An 18355-nucleotide genomic window follows, 5' to 3' on the forward strand; every position below is an offset into this window, starting at 1 on the left:
GCAATTTCTTTCTCTACATTCTGGTCTCTTGAAGACGGCATGGGATGAGCAAAATGAGTAGAGCGGTATTTCATGGTGCGACACGGGAACTGGCGGCGCTGGAAGGCGAACAACACAACCGCCTGCTACGGCTTTCCTTCCCGAGGGACGACAAACCCGACGACGCGATCATGCTCGCCAACAGGCTCGTCGCCGAGGAAGGCCTGTCGCGCGATTTCCGCTACAAGGTCGAGGTCCTGTCGGACAACGCGCGCATCCCGCTCAAGAAAATGATGGGCAATATGGTCACGGTCTCCCTCGTGCGCGAGGACGGGACCTTGCGGCACTTTAACGGCTACGTGACCGAGTTCAGGCTAATCAAGGCTGACGGCGGCTATGCCTGGTACAGCATGGTCCTGGAACCGTGGCTCGCCTTCGCGAAATTACGGAAGAACTGCGTCGTGTTCCTGGAACGGACGGTGCTGGAGATCACCGAGGAGATCTTTAACCAGTACCCGCAGCGCGACTGGAAACTCGAACTCTACAATCAATACGAGCCGCTCAGCTGCGCCATCCAGTACGAGGAGACAGACCACAACCACTTGCACCGCCGCTGGGAAGATCTCGGCCTGCATTACTGGTACGAGCACCGCGCGGACGGTCACACGCTGCGGATCGGTGACATGACGCAGATGCAGCGGCCGATCGAGCCAGGCGGGAACGTCGAGGTGCCGGATGAAATCCCGTTCCAGCGCAACGCCGGTTCGGGCGAGGCGGACGGCATCCACGAATGGCAGCCGGTGCGGCAAATCGGGCCGGGCAGCACCACGGTCGGCGGCTTCAACTACAAATGGCCGCGCCCGCAGGCGCAGACGCGCAGCTCGAAAAACGACCAGGGCTCGGCGCCGCGACTGGAAGTGTACGAGAACACCGGCGGCTACGCCTTCGCCTCGTTCGATGTTGGAGACAAGCTCGCCAAGCGCCGCATGGAGGAGCGGGACGCACCGACCCAGTTCTTCGAAGCCTCCGGCAACAACCGCACCGTGCAGCCCGGCCGCAGCTTCCGCCTGGGCGGGCACTTCAGCGGCGCGCCTCGGCCAGTACGGCCCGACGAACCAGCCAGGACATCGATCGACAGCCGCGAATACGTGATCCTGTCGGCCGTCCACGAGGCCAGCAACAACTATCAGGCCGGCAGGGACGCGAAGTCGGAATACGCATGTTCGTTCACGTGCATGCGCAAGGACATCCTGTGGCGGCCGCGCCGCGGCTTCAACAGCCATGCCGTGGTGATGCCCGGGGTGCAGACCGCGATCGTGGTCGGGCCGTCCGGCAGCGACATCCACACCGACGAATACGGACGGGTGAAGGTTCAGTTCCACTGGGACCGCGACGGCAATGACAACGGAAACAGCTCGGCCTGGGTGCGCGTGGCCAGCGTCTGGGCCGGCAACGACCTGGGCTTCATCGCCCTGCCCCGCGTCGGCCAGGAGGTGGCGGTGCAGTTTGTCGCCGGGAACCCCGACCATCCCATCATCATCGGCCGCGTGTTCAACAGCGACAACCTGCCGCCGTGGAAGCTGGGCGGGCAACATGCCCTGTCCGGCCTACGCAGCCGAGAATTGACGCCGGGCGGCGGCAACGCGGCCGGCGGGCGTAGCAATCACCTGATCCTCGACGACACCAACGGACAGATCCAGGCACAGCTCAAGAGCGATCATCTGCACAGCCAGCTCTCGCTCGGATACATCACGCGGATCGAGGACAACTGCGGGCGGACAGATGCGCGCGGTGAAGGCTGGGAGTTGCGCACGGACGGGCACGGGGTCGCGCGCGCGGCTGATGGGATGCTGATCACCACCGAGGCGCGCGTGCGGGCGCAGTCCGCGATGAAGGACATGGGCGAAACCGCCCAGCGACTGAAAGCAGCGCATGCGCTACACGACGCCAGCGCGTCGGCCGCGCTGCAGGGCAAGGCGCAGGAGAACGGCCATCAGCACGACGTGGCAGATACGCTCAAAGCGCAGAACGACGCCATCCGCGGCGCCGGCGAAAGATTTCCCGAGTTGAGCGAGCCGCACCTCGTGCTGTCCAGCCCTGCCGGGATTGAGACGACCTCGGCACAGTCGACGCACATCGCGAGCAGCGAGCACACGGCGCTGACGACGGGCCGCAACCTGTCGGTAGCCGCGGGAGAGAGCTTCTTTGCGAGCGTGAAGGAGACCTTCCGGCTGTTCGTGCACAAGGCCGGCATGAAGCTGGTCGCGGCCGCCGGCAAGATCACGGTTCAAGCGCATGACAACGACGTCGAGATCATTGCAAACAAGGTGCTTTCACTCATCAGCCAGTCCGATTGGATCGACCTGAAGGGAAAAAAGGGCGTCAGGCTTCACGGGGCCGAGTCCATGGTCGAGATCAGCGATCTGGTACAGGTCTTCACGTCAAAGCCAGTGCAGTTTCATGGCAACCTCCAGACGCTCGGACCGAAAAACATGCCTCAGCCGGCCGCGGAGCACAAGATCACGGTCACCGATCCGCAGACCCCGCAGGATCCGATGCAGCTGGTGTTCACCCTGCACAGCACAGCGGACGGGCGTGCGTGGTCCAACATCCCGTACACGCTGCTCAAGGGCGGCGCCAAGGTGGAGGACGGGATCACCGACGACCTGGGCAGGATCGCGGTCGAACACCACGCGGGCCCTGCAAACTATCAGGTCCAGCTTCCGAACGGCCATGTCTACGACCTGACGGCCGTTCCGCAGTTCGAACCGGCGGGTTCCGAGGCGCATACCGAGCAGACGTTGTCCAACGCGGGCGCACGCGCGATCTCGGGAACGACCGCGAGCCGCGCGCATCACTGAAAACCGACGCAACAGTTCCACCGAAAGAGGCCACATGTCTGATCCGATCACACGCACCGAGAAGGTTCACATCGATGAACGCAGCCGCCGGGCCAGGAGCACTGGCCAGTGGTTCCTCGAGAACCGCACGGCGACCCACCCGGTCACCCACAACAATGAGCTCACGATCTTCATTTGCGGGGAAAAAGCTTTCGAAGACGTCGCGAAACACATTCGTAACGCGAAGCACTCGATCGACATCATTTGCTGGGGTTTCGATCCGGGCATGGAGTTCGTGCGCACGGGATCGACGTGGCCGCGCGGGGAGACATATGGCGACCTCCTGATCGCCGCGGGCAAGCGCGGCGTCAAGGTTCGGCTGCTGGTGTGGTATAGCAGTCTGGTCGGCGGCTCGACGCAGAACATGCCAGGCCATACACACGGAACGAACCCGTGGCGGGTGGTAGCGGTCGGATCTAACGAGGCCGGCAAGATCTCAGCCCAGCGCAGCCTCTCCCTGCTCAAGGAGCATTACTACAAAAGTGCCGCTGGCAGGAACCTGATGTTCAACGGTGCGAGCGGGTGGCGCCGCGCGACGTCGGACGACCTTCCCCTGCTGGCGCGAGAGGAGTACTGCAACAGCTGGTACAAGGCCGCCTTCGCAGGCCTTTTGGAGAATGTCCACGTCCGCACCCGTGCAGGCGATTCTGGTTCGATCGAAAAGAGCCTGGCGAGTGAAAAACACCAGCCCGGTGGACTGGGCGAGCTGGAAGTCGAGCGCGCTGGGATGGTGAAGGTCGGCACCCATCACCAGAAAACGATTCTCATCGATTACAACCGCATGGACGATGGCTCCCGGGCCGTGGGATATGTGAAGGGGCTGAATTCGGTAACGGATTATTGGGACACCGAAGCGCATCTCATCGAGGATCCGCGCCGGGAAACCGGTGGCGCGCGGGAAGCCGGCGAGATCGTCCAGGTCGAGAAGAACCAGTCCGTATACATCGGGTTCGAGACGTTCAAGCCCTACCGGGATTACGCCTGCCGCATCGACTCGGGTGGGGCGCTGACTGCCGTGTACGCGAATTTCGCCCGTGCGTGGGAACGGATCGGCTACGACTTCGACGATCCGAATTACACTCCTCCCGCGATCAAGAACAAGGTCCGGCAGGCGTCGCACTCTTCGGTGCAGATCATCCGTACCCAGCCGCAGGAACAGGACAAGACCATCAAGGAGATGTACTTCCTTGCTACGGACCAGGCGGCGCTCGCCTCCGGATATCTCTACATCGAAAATCAGTATTTCCAATACCAGGAATGGTCCGAGCGGCTGGTTCAGGCGCGCAAGAACGTCATCTCCGCCTGGAAGGCAGGCGCCGCGAAGGCTGGCAAGAGCAAAGCCGACATGCCGCTCATGCATGTGTTCATCGTGATACCGGTACCCGAGCGCCAGCAGATGGTGCCGCGGACCTATGACACCCTCGCCGTGCTCGGCCAGCAATCGACAATGGCCGGACAATCCGAGTTCATCGACAGCGAGAACAAAAAGCCGGCCACGCTCGCGATGCACGACGAGTTCGGGCAGCCGATCAGCTTGGGGCGTGCAAAGCCGGCAGTCGTCGAGTACGCCAATCGCATCGACAAACCCAGCATCGACGCACTGGAAAAACAGTACGGACTGAAGGTGGCCGTGTCGATGCTGCAGACCAGCGGTCGATCATATCGCCGCATGCGCTATCGCGAAATCTACATTCATTCGAAGATGCTGTTGATCGATGACACCTTCATCAGTTTTGGCAGCGCAAACCTCAACCAGCGCAGCATGTCCGTGGACAGCGAGATCAACTTCGCGACGAACGATACCAGGCACGCGACGGACCTGCGACGACGAATCTTCAGTCAACTCAGTGGCGGCAACTTCGATGGGAAGGGCGGCACGCAGGAAGATATATCGCAAACCTACAAAGCCTGGACGAGACTGATGCTATTCAATTTGCAGGCGAAGCGCGATTCCGAGGCTATGCAGGGTTTTCTGCTACCCCTGTGGGACAACCGCAGCGCCACATACAGATTAGGCTGACGATGAAAGCGCCCTACTTACGTAAGCTGTCCTACGGCATACTTGCAGCGGTCGCCGCCGCCTGCTTTTTCATGGGGTTCAAAATGCCACACGATCAACACAAGGCCGAGCAGGCGTTGCCTCGAAACGAACAACTCCCCCTCTTCAATCCGCACCGGACCGGCTTCACTTGCGAAATCGAGGCGACGAAAGTGCCGCCCATCGATGCGCAGGCCGACGCGTGGTTCCGCGAGGCCCGGGCGCTGGAAGATCCCAACACGTGGGAAGAGGATCGGGACTACAAGAAGATCGTCCAGCTGACACGCGCCGCAGCCGAACGCCGGCACTGGAAAGCGATGCTCAACCTGGCCAGCCTGTACTTGGAAAAGCGCGACCTGCCTCACGGCCCGGCCGACGCCTTAGCGCTCGTGGAAGAAGCGATGCGGCTTGGCGTTCCTGCAGCCTACGACAGAATGGGAACGTATTACATGGAAGGCGTTGGCGTGCCAGCGAACGCCACCAAGGCCTTCGCGTTTTGGCAAAAGGCCGCTGAGATGGGCAGCCCGCACGCCATGGCTTACCTGGGCGACAAGATGGCCGCGACGTGGGACAGCCCGACGGATGGATTCTGGGCGAATATGTCGGTCGCAAGCAAGATGCTCGAATGTTCCCTCGACCAAGGGTACGGACCGGCTGCGACCAGCCTATTTTTTATCCAGGCATGGCCCCGCTCGCCCGACGGCAAGCGCTCCGGACCGCGCACCGCGGCGACGAAGGCAGTCGCCCTCCAGACGCTGCAGCAGGGTGTCAGGCTGGGCTGCAAGGACTGCGCGAGCTTCCTGTCGATCGAATTCGAGCACCCTGACGACCTCGCGGATATGCTGGTCCCTCACCTGGACAAGGCGCGCGCGGATCGCTACGACGTCCTGTACAAGGCTCTTGATTTCAATCCGGAACTGCGATTCCCCAACCTGGACAAGATCCTGCCCTTGCCGCCGGCTCAGCTCCCCCGGTGGAACGGAGACAAAGATTCGTTGATTGATGCCGCGAAAGCCGTTACGCCCCGCCTGCCGGTATCCGCGTCAAGCGCCGCGTCGCAGCGCGACGGGCGTGCGCATGTCGATGGCACCTACGACCTGCGTCCGTGCGGCGACACGGCGTCGGGCGGCACGGCGCCGTGCGCCGGATACTGGGGGCCGACGGCGCCTGGCGGTTCGGCGCAGTTGCAGGCGCACCTCGCGAGCATGCCGCCAGGCTTGTACCGGCCGGGTGAGGCGTTCGACAAAGTGCACGTGCCTGCTTCGACCGGCCCGGTCCCGATCAGCGGCCTGGTGTGGCAGCGATTCCTCACGGTGCATCGCGATCCCCCCTCGGTCGCGCCGGTCGCCGTGGCCGGCGTCGTGCGCGAAGTCCCGCTGGCGGAGCCGGCGCTCTCATGCGCTGTGGGCACGCCCTGCCCGGTGACCGGCGTGTGGCAGCCATGGCTTGCATCCGGCCACCCAGCACGTGTTGCGCTAAACCAGCCGTGGCGCCAGGCTTGGCTAGTCGCGGGACAGCATTTTCCGAATCCATGGCATGGCGAGCAACCGCCTTTCGATCCCGCGGAACTGACGTGGCACCTGATGGAAGCCGGCCCGTCCTCCAACACATAGGGAGCAGGACTGTATGAAGCATCAAGGACGCGGTGTAATCCGCATGAACGACAAGACTGATCACGGGGGACATGTTACGGCCGTGTCATCGGGCACGATCGTGATGGGCTCGGAAGCCGCCTTGGCCGGGGACATGACCACGTGCCCAAAGTGCAAGGGCGATTACCCGATCAAGCCGGACGGAGCCGGCGCCCGGCACGAGGGCCGCCCGTACGCCTACGACGGCGATGTGACCGCGTGTGGTGCGAAACTGATTTCATCACTGTGATTGCCAGGTAGGTCCGCTATCGGTGTCGAAAGCAACCTAAGACTAAGGGTAGGAACCCGGCCGGAACTACGCTTTACGGACTGTGCTTCAAAAGATTCAAATATAGTCTATGGTTTTACTCAGGGATTGTTTATGCAGACCATATCAAAAGTGACTAGCCTGCCCACTTATACGATCATTCTTCTCACAATCCTTATTTCGCCTACTGCCGTTGCAGATGACCTCATTCTGCAGTCCGCTCAAGGTACGCGTGTTGTGATCGATGTAAAGAAGTCCCAGGTATTTGCAAAAGACAAAGAAAGAAAAATCAGTTACATCATCGACAACGCTATCATACGACATTTTAGACGAGCAGAGGATATTCGACTAATTGAAAACGAAAGCAAGCCAGAGGCACAACTCTTCACTGTACTCACTCGGGAACCTTCTCGACCAGGTGCGATGGGGCAAGGATACTGTGGCGCGGGCTACGAGGATTATCTGTTGCTAGTCGAGATACGAGGCAAAAAACTAACACTTAAAGATCAATTTTTGCTACAAAGCTGCCTTAAAAGTATATCTATGTTCATAGATCAGGGAGACGACAATCCCAGCAATGGATTAACTCATGAAAATGATGGCTCTTTTACCTATCGACTAGTCGAGGATGATTACAAAAAAAAGAGGACACTAATGATTAGCAAGAATCATTTCGAGACCAAACCCGCGTCGCCATGTCAATAAGCGGACAAGCGACCGAGCACTATAATGTCAACGAGAAAAACTCTAGGACCACAACGGCGTCTCATCATCGCAACTTGCTTCTTGACCTATGGTGCAGCAACTGCAACTGTTAATGCCGGGACATTAAGAAATGCCTACTTGGATAAAAATCAAAACGTTCACATCGTAACAAGCCACGGCCACCACGTCCAACTTACGACGAAAAGAAACGCCACATCCCTAGAGATTGCGCCCAATAATGAAACTGTAGCGTGGCTTGTGATTAATAACTGGATTGCAGAAGGCGACGTTGAGCCCGGATCGGAAGAACTCGCCATTTATCACAACAAAAAAATTGCAACCATAAAATGCCGACCATTTATTCGCGATTACTGGTTTTGGAAGAATGGCAGTCAAATTGCGATTGACTGTGGAGGAAGACATTTCGCTGGCACCGAAATACTTTACGACACCAAGACTTTGAGAGAGATCTCAAGCTTTTACCAAGGCGATGTCCCGCTAGAAAAGCGCCCTGACTGGTCGAACGGCGACAATTAGCCTTTACGAGCCGACCTCGACGGACGTACGTTCACTGGCACAGAGCTACCCCATCATTAATCTTGCCCCGCCTGATCGGGCAGGCGCGCGTTGATCGTCACGAAGCGGCGCCAGTGATACTTCGCTTACTGGCGCGGGGTTTAGATGCGTTTCAGTCTTTGACTGTAGGGCGATGGTAGTGCGAGTAATCCTTGCTTCACCCGCTGACTAGCAACGCGACACGCGTGGTCGTGGCATAGGATTTCGTAGCGGAAATGACGGGGATCAGAAATCAGCAATCCGAACTTCTACAATACGTGCGCGATCCGACTGAGCGTGGCATTGTTCGGCGCCGGCCACCAGAATCCGGGCAAGTGCCCGATCAAGACCGGCAAATACAAGGGCCGTGCCATCGAGCGACGCAGCGTAGCCAGCACGAGCCCACAACCCGGTTCGGTGCTGCGCCCCGCTGCTCTATTACGGAGATGCGTAAGAGTATGATTATAGAATCAGTGCTGCGGTCGGACGAAACTTGTCGCCCCACAAACAGTTTGCATCTCAGGAGAAAGGAGCAATGGACATGAATGGGTCATTTCTGCCCGAGGAGGACGCCCGCGCTGGAAGAGCCCGGCTGATCGATCAGCTAGAGGCAATGCTCGCCGAATCGGGCGACCCGGCTGCGGCTGCGGACTTCGACCTCGACCAATGGTTGACCAACTGGATGGATCAGCCCGTGGCGGCATTAGGTGGACGGTGCCCTGCCGAGTACATGCATTCGATCGAGGGACAGGAAAGAGTTGCGAAACTGCTAGCGATGATGCAGTCGGGTGCCTTCGCGTGACGAATCTGTGGCGGACCGCTGTCGGCGCCCGGAAAACACAGCGTCGATACTCCCATAGGATCGCTCTCCACTAAGCGCGCCCGGACAGCGATGATAAATTATCCCGGTATTCAACGATCAAACGTCGACACTGAAAGGAGCCGCCTGCTACGACAAAGGAGAATTCGATAAGCCCTCATGTCCGGGTGCTCCGGTCACGGTGCCGCCCCTCAGGACAGCCGCAGGCGATCGGACGGGTGGCACCTGACGAACTGACGCATGGCGCCTATCAGTTCGATTCCCGTGCCACTCCGGCGGGGGACCTCTCAGCCACTCCGGCTTTCCCCCTCGATCTTGAGACACCTCGGTTACTGGACCACAGACGCCGCCAGGTTTCCGGCGCATACCTGGGCGCGCACACCAACCGGCCTCGACGAAAGCCGGGGCGATTCAGTTTTGGTGGAAGGGCGGCGTACACATATCAACCGAAAGTACTCGTAGATCCCGCGCAAAGACGTAAGTTTCGGACCTGATGGCTTAGCAACACTAGAATAGCTCAGCTTGCTGCGTCCGTTGCTCATCGCTCACGACGCAGATCAAAGGTTACGTCATCCGCCCTTGCCGCCCGGAATATGTTGCACTAATGTGCAGTTTTCCATAGGAAACGACGAGGAGTTGGGATGCACGGAAGCGAGACCCCGGCTGACGCAGTCCGTTCTATCGCATCGAGAACTGCACTCATCCTTGAAACGAACAACCTGCGCGGCGGCGGCAATGTCGAAGAGGCGCTGGCGAGCCTGAAACGTCTCGTGGCCAGCCTCGCGCTGCAAACCGTCGCACCTGCCACGCTGGCACAGTGGATCATTACGCACGACGGTATCGATGCCGCCGCTCGTGCCGAAATCGTCCGGCTCGCCGGCCGGACTATCGACTTTGTCCCCATCAGCGCCAGCGACAGCTATTACGAAGCCAAGAACGCCGGCTTCGACTACGCCGACCCCGAGCGCTGCGACTACGTGGCATTCTGCGACGCTGACTGCAATCCTGCCGCGCGGTGGCTCGAGCACCTGCTTCTCCCGTTCACGGCACCTGCGGCGGACGCCCCCCTAGTCGTCGCCGGCCGTACGAGCTACTCGTCAAGCGCATTCGGCGTCGCGCTGACGTCCATCGACTTCATGTACTTCCCAAGTACGCTGGGAACTGGCGCGACCAGCAATTTTTACGCGAACAACGTCGCATTCCGGCGCGAGGTGTTCGACAAGTATCGCTACCAGGAATTGCCGGGAGTCTATCGTGCCCACTGCCAGGTCTTGGGAATGCGCCTGCTCGCCGACGGCATCAAGCTGCATTATGCCGTGGACGCGCACACCGAGCACCGGCTACCCGACACGCGCCGCGAGCTGTTCAAATTGCGGTGGATGCGCGGAGAGGACAGCGTCAGCCTGACGCCCTACCTGGTGCGTTCGCAGCTGCCCAGCTCGTTCCAATGGCTCGCGCGCAGCGGCCCGATCGGTCCGGGGTGCGTCATGGCCGCCCGCCTGTTCTACAGCCTGAAGGCCCTCAACCGCCAGGATCTGCCACCCTTGCGCGGGCTGCAGCGCCCGCTGGGCGTGTTGTTGCTGCTGGGCTTGTCGGCAATCGATACATGCGGCGCGATCACGCGCTCCCTCATTGCCATGTTTTCGCCAGCGCCAGACCGGAAGCTCGAAGCGCTGTCTTATCACCGTCACTAATCCATCGACCATGGGGATGAGCATGAACGAATTTTGCAGGGTGGCCTCGCGCGCAGCGATTGCTACGCTCTTGCTGTATGGCGCGAACGCCGCCGCCGCCCCGATCGAACTGAGCGGGCGCGGGGTGTACCATTTCGCGTCCGCCAGCGGTTGTCCGGCTGGCGGCGACGCCGCGGCAAACGCCGACTGCAACCGCATCGCGGTCGACCTCCCGGCGGCAAAAGCGGAGGTGGATACGACGAGTCGACAGATTCTCTTTTCGAGCGGGCCGATCGGCAAGGACATCGTCGTCGGCGACGTTCTGCTGCAAGGAAGCGGGATTGCGACGGACGGGCAGCGCGTGCCTTTGAGCCTACATGTGCTGGTACGGCGCAAGGGAGAGCAATGGGAGATGGAGACGTATGTCCATGCGCCTGTCGAAGGCAACTTCTCCCAAGTGTCGATGGACGCGTACGAGATCGTCGTGCGGGACGGCCCGCATGCGCACACGATCATGGCCCCGGCGGATGTCGGCAAACTGTTTGCGGACCCGTCATTGAGAAAACGGCTGGCGCGTTCGGTCGTCTCGGTCAGGTCCAGCGACAGCGGCGATCCGGCGACGGCTGGGATCACGGTCGGATTAGGCTTTGGAAAGGTGTCGAAGTCTCTCCTGCGGGCTGGCTTCAAAGCGACCGGCACGAGCAGCCCCGTCGGGGTGGACCAGGCTTTCCGGAGCGGAAACTGGGAAATCGAGCTCGACGCACTGAGTAGCCACATTCCGCGCTGGGTCGTACAGCGCGAGCTGTTTCTGTTCGGCCTGGAAAACCAGCCTGTTTTGCGCGCATTGCAGGACGGCGGCTTCAAGAAGCATGACGCGCTCGCGTTTGGGGTCCGCGATGGCAAGGGCTACGTCCGCTTCAATGGCCGCGAGACGCCCTTCGACGGTGCAGTCCGTTCGGGGCACGCCTTCATGCAGGAAAGCTTCATGGGGTTGATCCTCGCCTGGCAGCGCGACCAGAGCCTGTCGAAGTCATGACTCTCGCGCGCCTCGCTGGCGACGGCCCGGACGGTCTGGCGAACGTGGCGGACGCCCTTGCGGCCCCGCCTGCGACGCAGGGCTGGCCAGCGCTACAGGCTTGGCTCGTCGATCGTATCAAGCGGCGCGCGCTGCGCCACCTCCACGCGAGTGCGCTGGGCGAGCGGCTATTGCTGAGCATGTACCTCGATGCCGAAGAGGCGTCGCTGGACATCCTGCGCGGCCAATTACATCTCGACAGGGATGGCCAGATGACCCGCCAGATCACCCAGCACCTCGAGGAAGAAGACATCCATACGGCCCTCTACGCCGCGGCGCTGGACGCCCGGGGCCCGCGCCTTTCTTCTCGTCGCGTTCCGGCCGGGCTAAGCCGGCGCAAGCTTGAACGCTGGGGCCGGGTGGCGCGGAAGCACGCTCCGTCGTTCGCCCACGGGTCCGTCGTCCTGTCGTACGCAACGGTGCTGTGTGCGGAACAGATGGCCGTGCGCATACTGCAGCGCCACTGCGAAACGATCGGTGCCGGACACGCCCTGTACCCGTTGTTTTCCCAAGTATTGGCGGACGAACGCCGGCACGTACGCCTGTGTGCCCATACGCTGCACCGCCTTGTGGCGCCCGCCGAGATGCCGTACCTGGCACGGGTCCTGGCCGAAGTGCGGAAGATCGAGACCGGATTCGCCATTTCCGGTGCAATCGCCCTGTATGCGGCAGGCCTGGCCTTGCGCATCGCGCCTGGGAACGGTCCCCGGTAATGCCGCGCATTCTGTACCTTGCCACGGCCGATGCGCGCGGCCACTTGATGCGGGCGCAACTGCTCGTGCATGCGTTGCGCCAGGCCGGCGCGGACGTCGACGTGGTGACGACCTCGCACGCTGGCTGCGCATTCCTGCGCGGATTCGGCATACAGGCGCGCATCCTGTCGCATGACTACGCGATGCAGTTCGACCCCCGCCAGAACATGCTGCGCCAGGCATCGAACCGCAATGTGGCCGGCTATATGGCGAATCCGACGAAGATGTTGCGCGATATCTGGCGGCTACAGCGCGCGCTGCGCGCCAACGACCTCCTGATCAGCGACTCGTTCCACCCTGCCGCAATCGTCATGGGCATGCTGCCGCCATGGCGCCGCAAGGTCGTGCACGTGTATGGCGGGAGTCTGCGCGAGGCTGTCCTCGGCAATTTCGATGGCATCGGCCCCGCGTTTTTCGGCCCCTTGTTCCGGCGCTGCGTTGGCTGGCAGATCGACGCGGCGCGAGCGCGCTTCGAGCACGATTTCGCGTATGCCCTGGGCGACGCTGTCGACCTCCGCGATCATCGGCTGCCGACACCTGTCGCGATCGCCGGGCCGCAGCCCTGCACGGGCCGGGCAGAGGCGGCCGTCTACCTCAACCCGCATTTCCGCGACACCGCCCTCGCTGATGCCTTGTGCGCCGGAATTGCAGACGTAGGCCTGTCGGCACATCGCGTCGGCGAAGGCTACGCCGCAAGCCGTGGCTGGCTGAGCGTCGACCCCGACTGGGCCACGCATGCGGCCCATGCGGACGTGATCGTGTCCGCGCCAGGCATGGCGGCACTGTCGGTGGCTACGGTTTATGGCCGGCCGATCGTGCTCGTGCTCACGGACCAGCCCGAGCAGGCCACCAATGCGAGACGCGCCATGCAGCTGCGCATCCGGCACAGGACAGTTACGTGGCGCGGGGACGCACTCGACTTTCAGCGCCAGGTCGCTGCGGCGGTGGCCGGCCTGGCAGCCGGCGCGCCCGTATCGGCCACGCTGGCGTCCGGCATCGTACAGGCGCAAGCCCGGGTCGACGCTTGGACCGACCGTCTTCTCGCGCTGTGCGCGACGCCGGCATGACGCAGCCGACGCGGCAGGCATTGACCGCCTTCGGCGGCATGGCCATCGGACTGGCCATGTTCGTGCTCATCGAGCGCCTGGTAGTGCCGCGCTATGACTTTGCCACGCCGGCGGACAGCGCGATTCCGTTCGTTCCTCTGACCTGGCCGATCTACATGCTGTTCTTCCCGTTTGTCATCGCAATGTCGGCGCTCGCCCGAGAGCGGGACTTCGACAGCTTCAGGTGTGCGGCTGCCATGGCGTTCCTCCTGAGTTTCGTCTGCTTCGTGTGGTTCCCGGAGGAGATTCCCCGCCCCGACCAGGCGACCATCGACAACGCGTTCCTGCGCCAGCGCCTCGCACGGCTGTGGATGATGGACCTGGCATCGAACGGCTGTCCGAGCCTGCACGTGAGCATTACGTGCCTTGCGTGCCGGATGGTCTGGCGGGCCCCGCATCGCTGGTATGTCGCCGCGACGGGTGTCCTCATCTGCCTGTCGACGCTGACATTGAAGCAGCACACCCTTGCGGACGTGGCCGGTGGCCTGTCGATGGCGCTGCTGTGCGCCGGGCTGACGGCAAGGCTGAAACGACAGGAGGTGTTCCATGGCGCCACGTGAGGCAAATTCCAGCGGTACCGAAATACGGGGCCGCTTCGTTCCCGACGCCCTTCTTTATCGGCCGCGGCCATGGCGCGGACTGGCCGCGCTGGCAGCTGACTGGGCGTTGATCGCGGCCGCGTTCTCGGCCGCGCTCCTGTGGCCGTCCCTGCCAACGTACATGCTCGCCGCCATTGTGATAGGACGCACGCAGCTCGCGCTGGCGGTAATGATGCATGAAAGCGCTCATGGCCTGCTGCTTCCGTCGCAAGCGGCTAACGACGCCGTCGGGCAGGCGTTCGCCGCTGGGCCGTTGTGCCTGTCGCTCAAGACCTACCGGGCCGGCCACTTGAAGCATCACCTTGCGCCGATGCGGTTCGATGACCCAGTGGCGATCATCTTCGGCGTCAACGACTACCCGATCGGGCGGCGCGAGCTGATCCTGCGGCTGGTCGGCGACCTGTTCGGGGTCGGCAATCTCGTGACCGCACGCAAATTCATGCGCGGCGATTTCCGGGGTCTGGTGCCTGCCTTCGACAACTGCGCGCGCCATAAGGCGTGGGAACTGTCTACGATGCTGGCCAGTAATGGCCTGATCCTGGGCGCGCTGGCTGCGTGCGGCCATGCATGGTTGTATCTCGGCCTGTGGACGCTACCATCGCTGACCTTGCTGCAGTTCTTCGGACGCATCCGCGCCATCATGGAGCATGCGGGGCTGCCGGAATGCGAAGACCAAAGCCGCAACGCCAGGACGATCGTCCGCCCATCCTGGCAAACCTTCCTGTTCGGCCCGCACGGGATTCATTACCATATCGAGCACCACCTGTTCGTGCGCATCCCCTTCCACGGTTTGGGCAGGGTACATCGAGAGATGATGGCCCTGGGGCTGCTGCCGGATGCGAATCTGTACCGTGGATATTTCGGGGTCTTGCGCGATGTAAGTTTAACGCCGAGCTCGGAGCGCCAGAGCAAGTGATCCCCCTACCGGCGACAGGCCCGCGCTATTCTGTTGCTGCGTCCTCGGTTAATGTTTCGACCCTCTGGGCCTCGATTCCAGCCAACTGTTTATTTCCCTCCAAAGCCAGCCTGAAGATCTGGTCGACAGCTTGATCTGAGGCGGGAAATTACCCTTCTTGATCAGCAGATAAATGCTCGATCGCGACAGCCCGGTCATGCTGATCACTTCCGGCAGTTTGATCATCCGGTCGCTCGAGTTGGCGTCGGTAGTCATCTGTACTCCTCTTGAGTTCTCAATGGAGCCAAGATATCTCAACTGGCATGGAACGCAATCCCCCGAAAACGCGATCAGCGAGATACGGCCGCTCTAGCGTCTGCGCATCGAATTATTTGCGCAGCCGGACGAGGCTTGCATGGCTTCCGCCGCAATGCGGTCGATGTAGTCCGCCCAGCACTGCATCATCTTTCGCCGCTCTTCCAAGTAGTTTGCGCGGTCGTATGCGCTTTCCAGCTTGTCCTTTTGCGCATGCGCCAGTTGCCGATCGACGACCTCGTGCCGGTAGCCCAGGTTTTCTTTCAGTGTGCTCATCGCCAGCGCGCGGAACCCGTGCCCAGTCATGTCGCCTTTGTACCCCATGCGCTCAATCGCCTTCAGCAACGTGTTGTTGCTCATCGGTCGCTTCGGATCGCGCAGATTCGGGAACAAGTATTCCCCGCCGCCTGTGCGCCGGTGCAGATCGCGCAGGAGCCCGAGAGCCTGTCGCGACAGGCATACGTGGTGATCGGTCTTGTCAGGATTGATGCGGCGCTTTCCGCGCTTCATGCGCTTCCACGGAATGATCCACTCGCCCTTCTCCAGGTCGATCTCGGCCCAGGGCGTCTCGATAAGCTCACTCGTGCGGACGAACACCAGCAACATCAGCCACATTGCAATGCGGGTGGGCACACCCATGCAGGCCTCATTGGCATACAGCGCACGCAGGAACTCGGGCAATCCGTCGGCGCCGATCGCCGCGAAGTGTCCCTTCTCGCGAGGTTGCAGAACTTCGCGCAGGAACTCCGCAGGATTGCGTTCAGCCAGCCCGCAGCGGATCGCATACTTGAACACGCGTGAGCAGTTCGCGGTCTGCCGGTTCGCGATCTCGAGCGCCCCGCGCCGCTCGATGGCCCGGATGGCGTCGAGCACGTCACGCGCTTGGACCTTGTTGATCGGCAGGTGTCCGAACGCCGGAAAGATGTCGGACTCGAAGCGCCGCAGGATTTCCTCGGCGGTCTGCGGCCGCCACTTATTGAGCATGGTCCGGTGCCAGTCCCGCGCGACGTGCTCGAAGGTGTTCTGCTCGGCCAACCGCGCCTGGCGCGCCTGCTCGGCCCGCGCGTGGGCTGGATCGTTGCCGGCAGCGAGCAGTTGGCGTGCGCTGTCGCGCTTCTCACGCGCATCACTAATGGATACGTCAGGGAACGCACCAAAGTTCAGCTTGGCTTCCTTGCCGTTTGGACGGCGATATTTCATTCGCCAATACTTGCCGCCGGCAGGTGTCACTTCGAGATACAGTCCGCCGCCGTCGGCAAGCTTGTAGGGTTTTTCCTCCGGCTTCGCGTTGCGGATCTGAAGCTGGGTCAGCGGCGGTACACGCTTTGACATTTTGGGGGCCTCCTGCCCAAGGGGCTCCGAGAACGGCCCCCAAATCGGCCCCCAAAAGTTTGGATAACTGGGGACCTCGCTGGACAGTATTAGGCAACAAAAAACCCGCCGTCTCTATGAGAACAGCGGGTTCTTTGATGTCCCTAAACATGCTAGGACGACATTCTGGCGGAGGCGGTGGGATTCGAACCCACGATACAGGTTTAAGCCCGTATGCTTCCTTAGCAGGGAAGTGCCTTCGGCCACTCGGCCACGCCTCCAGTCAGCTTCAACGTTTATGCGTCAGCGCTGAGTGCACGCATATTAATGGCCACACCCTTTTTGGTCAAGGAAGCGCGGCCATTTTTTTGAAAAAAGTTAAGCTTGCTCCAGGTTAAACGCCTTGTGCAGGGCGCGCACCGCCAGCTCCATGTACTTCTCGTCGATCAGGACCGAGATCTTGATCTCCGACGTCGAGATCATCATGATGTTGATGCCCTCTTCCGACAGCGTACGGAACATCTGCGACGCGACGCCCACGTGGCTGCGCATGCCCACGCCCACGGCCGAGACCTTCGAGACCTTGGCATCGCCCAGGATCTTGTCGGCGCCGATTTCGGCCTTCACGCCTTCCAGGACGCCCATGGCGCGCTGGTAATCGTTGCGCGACACGGTGAACGTGAAGTCGGTCTTACCGTCGACCGACTGGTTCTGTATGATCATGTCGACCTCGATATTGGCCTCCGAGATCGGCCCGAGGATGTGGAAGGCGACGCCCGGCTTGTCGGGCACGCCCAGGACGGTGATTTTGGCTTCATCGCGGTGGAAGGCGATGCCCGAGATGACGGCTTGTTCCATGTTGCTTTCTTCCTCAAACGAAATCAGGGTACCCGAGTTGGCTTCTTCTTCGAGCGACATCAGGGGGTCGGTCAGCGACGACAGCACGCGCGTCGGCACGCGGTAGTTGCCGGCAAATTCCACGGAGCGGGTCTGCAGGACTTTCGAGCCCAGCGACGCCAGTTCCAGCATTTCTTCGAACGTGATCTTGGACAGGCGGCGCGCTTCGCTCACGACGCGCGGGTCGGTCGTGTAGACGCCGTCGACGTCCGTGTAGATCAGGCATTCGTCGGCCTTCAGTGCGGCCGCGATCGCGACGGCGGAGGTGTCCGAACCACCACGGCCCAGCGTCGAGATATTACCGTCCTCATCCATGCCCTGGAAACCGGTGATGATGACGATCCTGCCGGCGTCCAGGTCGGCGCGCACGCGCGTGTCGTCGATCGACTGGATGCGGGCCTTCGTGAAGGCCGAGTCCGTCTTGATGCCCACCTGCCAACCCGTGTACGACACGGCATCCTTGCCGCGCGCCAGCAGCGCCATGGCCAGCAGGCCGACCGACACCTGTTCGCCGGTCGATGCAATCATGTCCAGTTCACGCGGGTCCGGCTGCGACATAATCTCTTTCGCCAGGCCGATCAGACGGTTGGTTTCACCGGACATTGCCGAGGGGACGACAACGACTTGATGACCGGCGTCGTGCCATTTGGCGACGCGGGCTGCGACGTTTTTAATGCGGTCCGTCGAACCCATCGACGTACCGCCATATTTGTGGACTATTAAGGCCATGACTGAAGGGATTTCCGCTTGTAAAAAATCAAATGAGCCTTTTACTCTACATGCTGCGGCGCGGAATCACAAGCCGTCAAGATGCGAAAGCTATACCAAATAGGAAT

At 61.4% G+C, this 18355-nt stretch carries 16 protein-coding genes and 1 tRNA gene; 13 read left to right on the plus strand and 4 right to left on the minus strand.

Features of this window, described 5'->3' with window-relative positions; translation table 11 throughout:
- Positions 1-44 precede the first annotated feature (44 nt).
- From ACEN9H_RS19490 to ACEN9H_RS19550, 13 genes are all read left to right on the plus strand, one after another.
- A complete protein-coding gene (locus ACEN9H_RS19490; protein WP_413671752.1) occupies positions 45-2840 on the plus strand; it encodes a type VI secretion system Vgr family protein in 2796 nt (931 codons plus the stop codon).
- Between the two features lie 34 nt (positions 2841-2874).
- Positions 2875-4899 carry a phospholipase D-like domain-containing protein gene (locus ACEN9H_RS19495; RefSeq protein ID WP_413671753.1) on the plus strand — a complete coding sequence of 675 codons (2025 nt, stop codon included), beginning with the start codon at positions 2875-2877 and terminating at the stop codon, positions 4897-4899.
- A 2-nt stretch (positions 4900-4901) separates the two neighbouring features.
- A complete protein-coding gene (locus ACEN9H_RS19500) occupies positions 4902-6530 on the plus strand; it encodes a DUF6396 domain-containing protein (protein WP_413671754.1) in 1629 nt (542 codons plus the stop codon).
- 43 nt (positions 6531-6573) lie between these two features.
- Positions 6574-6798, plus strand: coding sequence for a PAAR domain-containing protein (locus ACEN9H_RS19505; protein ID WP_413671755.1), 225 nt, complete (start codon positions 6574-6576; stop codon positions 6796-6798).
- 132 nt (positions 6799-6930) lie between these two features.
- Positions 6931-7521, plus strand: coding sequence for a hypothetical protein (locus ACEN9H_RS19510; RefSeq protein WP_413671756.1), 591 nt, complete (start codon positions 6931-6933; stop codon positions 7519-7521).
- 24 nt (positions 7522-7545) lie between these two features.
- A complete protein-coding gene (locus ACEN9H_RS19515) occupies positions 7546-8058 on the plus strand; it encodes a hypothetical protein (RefSeq protein WP_413671757.1) in 513 nt (170 codons plus the stop codon).
- 553 nt (positions 8059-8611) lie between these two features.
- Entirely contained in the window at positions 8612-8878 is a 267-nt protein-coding gene (locus tag ACEN9H_RS19520) for an antitoxin Xre/MbcA/ParS toxin-binding domain-containing protein (RefSeq protein ID WP_371762644.1), read from the plus strand.
- Positions 8879-9537: 659 nt separating this feature from the next.
- Positions 9538-10590 carry a glycosyltransferase gene (locus tag ACEN9H_RS19525; RefSeq protein WP_413671758.1) on the plus strand — a complete coding sequence of 351 codons (1053 nt, stop codon included), beginning with the start codon at positions 9538-9540 and terminating at the stop codon, positions 10588-10590.
- Positions 10591-10606: 16 nt separating this feature from the next.
- A complete protein-coding gene (locus ACEN9H_RS19530; protein WP_413671759.1) occupies positions 10607-11605 on the plus strand; it encodes a hypothetical protein in 999 nt (332 codons plus the stop codon).
- The gene (locus ACEN9H_RS19535) at positions 11602-12357 is read left to right on the plus strand and encodes a hypothetical protein (protein ID WP_413671760.1); all 756 of its coding nucleotides are present in this window, start codon (positions 11602-11604) and stop codon (positions 12355-12357) included. The genes ACEN9H_RS19530 and ACEN9H_RS19535 overlap by 4 nt, the downstream gene beginning before the upstream one ends.
- Positions 12357-13463, plus strand: coding sequence for a hypothetical protein (locus ACEN9H_RS19540; RefSeq protein ID WP_413671761.1), 1107 nt, complete (start codon positions 12357-12359; stop codon positions 13461-13463). The genes ACEN9H_RS19535 and ACEN9H_RS19540 overlap by 1 nt, the downstream gene beginning before the upstream one ends.
- Positions 13460-14062: a phosphatase PAP2 family protein gene (locus ACEN9H_RS19545; RefSeq protein WP_413671762.1), complete on the plus strand. Its 603-nt coding sequence runs from the start codon at positions 13460-13462 to the stop codon at positions 14060-14062. Before ACEN9H_RS19540 ends, ACEN9H_RS19545 begins: the two co-directional genes overlap by 4 nt.
- Positions 14049-15017, plus strand: coding sequence for a fatty acid desaturase family protein (locus ACEN9H_RS19550; RefSeq protein ID WP_413671763.1), 969 nt, complete (start codon positions 14049-14051; stop codon positions 15015-15017). Before ACEN9H_RS19545 ends, ACEN9H_RS19550 begins: the two co-directional genes overlap by 14 nt.
- A 48-nt stretch (positions 15018-15065) precedes the next feature.
- Here the strand turns inward: ACEN9H_RS19550 and ACEN9H_RS19555 are convergent, their stop codons facing one another.
- The 4 genes from ACEN9H_RS19555 to ACEN9H_RS19570 form a co-directional block, all read right to left on the minus strand.
- On the minus strand, positions 15066-15272 hold the full coding sequence (locus ACEN9H_RS19555) for a helix-turn-helix transcriptional regulator (RefSeq protein WP_413671764.1): 207 nt from the start codon (positions 15270-15272) through the stop codon (positions 15066-15068).
- Between the two features lie 93 nt (positions 15273-15365).
- On the minus strand, positions 15366-16643 hold the full coding sequence (locus tag ACEN9H_RS19560) for a tyrosine-type recombinase/integrase (RefSeq protein WP_413671765.1): 1278 nt from the start codon (positions 16641-16643) through the stop codon (positions 15366-15368).
- Between the two features lie 166 nt (positions 16644-16809).
- Positions 16810-16903 (minus strand) — tRNA-Ser (locus ACEN9H_RS19565).
- Positions 16904-17000: 97 nt separating this feature from the next.
- A complete protein-coding gene (locus ACEN9H_RS19570) occupies positions 17001-18248 on the minus strand; it encodes an aspartate kinase (protein WP_160408667.1) in 1248 nt (415 codons plus the stop codon).
- Positions 18249-18355: the final 107 nt, after the last annotated feature.

The organism is Massilia cellulosiltytica, assembly GCF_047325105.1.
Taxonomy (GTDB): Bacteria; Pseudomonadota; Gammaproteobacteria; order Burkholderiales; family Burkholderiaceae_D; genus Telluria; species Telluria orientalis.

Excerpts from the sequence above, each read along its gene's own strand:
- ACEN9H_RS19540 (WP_413671761.1), top strand. The coding sequence starts at position 12,357 with ATGCCGCGCATTCTGTACCTTGCCACGGCCGATGCGCGCGGCCACTTG.
- ACEN9H_RS19535 (WP_413671760.1), top strand. The coding sequence starts at position 11,602 with ATGACTCTCGCGCGCCTCGCTGGCGACGGCCCGGACGGTCTGGCGAAC.
- ACEN9H_RS19505 (WP_413671755.1), top strand. The coding sequence starts at position 6,574 with ATGAACGACAAGACTGATCACGGGGGACATGTTACGGCCGTGTCATCG.
- ACEN9H_RS19530 (WP_413671759.1), top strand. The coding sequence starts at position 10,607 with ATGAGCATGAACGAATTTTGCAGGGTGGCCTCGCGCGCAGCGATTGCT.
- ACEN9H_RS19520 (WP_371762644.1), top strand. The coding sequence starts at position 8,612 with ATGGACATGAATGGGTCATTTCTGCCCGAGGAGGACGCCCGCGCTGGA.
- ACEN9H_RS19500 (WP_413671754.1), top strand. The coding sequence starts at position 4,902 with ATGAAAGCGCCCTACTTACGTAAGCTGTCCTACGGCATACTTGCAGCG.
- ACEN9H_RS19525 (WP_413671758.1), top strand. The coding sequence starts at position 9,538 with ATGCACGGAAGCGAGACCCCGGCTGACGCAGTCCGTTCTATCGCATCG.
- ACEN9H_RS19495 (WP_413671753.1), top strand. The coding sequence starts at position 2,875 with ATGTCTGATCCGATCACACGCACCGAGAAGGTTCACATCGATGAACGC.
- ACEN9H_RS19545 (WP_413671762.1), top strand. The coding sequence starts at position 13,460 with ATGACGCAGCCGACGCGGCAGGCATTGACCGCCTTCGGCGGCATGGCC.
- ACEN9H_RS19515 (WP_413671757.1), top strand. The coding sequence starts at position 7,546 with ATGTCAACGAGAAAAACTCTAGGACCACAACGGCGTCTCATCATCGCA.
- ACEN9H_RS19510 (WP_413671756.1), top strand. The coding sequence starts at position 6,931 with ATGCAGACCATATCAAAAGTGACTAGCCTGCCCACTTATACGATCATT.
- ACEN9H_RS19560 (WP_413671765.1), bottom strand. The coding sequence starts at position 16,643 with ATGTCAAAGCGTGTACCGCCGCTGACCCAGCTTCAGATCCGCAACGCG.
- ACEN9H_RS19570 (WP_160408667.1), bottom strand. The coding sequence starts at position 18,248 with ATGGCCTTAATAGTCCACAAATATGGCGGTACGTCGATGGGTTCGACG.
- ACEN9H_RS19555 (WP_413671764.1), bottom strand. The coding sequence starts at position 15,272 with ATGACTACCGACGCCAACTCGAGCGACCGGATGATCAAACTGCCGGAA.
- ACEN9H_RS19490 (WP_413671752.1), top strand. The coding sequence starts at position 45 with ATGAGCAAAATGAGTAGAGCGGTATTTCATGGTGCGACACGGGAACTG.
- ACEN9H_RS19550 (WP_413671763.1), top strand. The coding sequence starts at position 14,049 with ATGGCGCCACGTGAGGCAAATTCCAGCGGTACCGAAATACGGGGCCGC.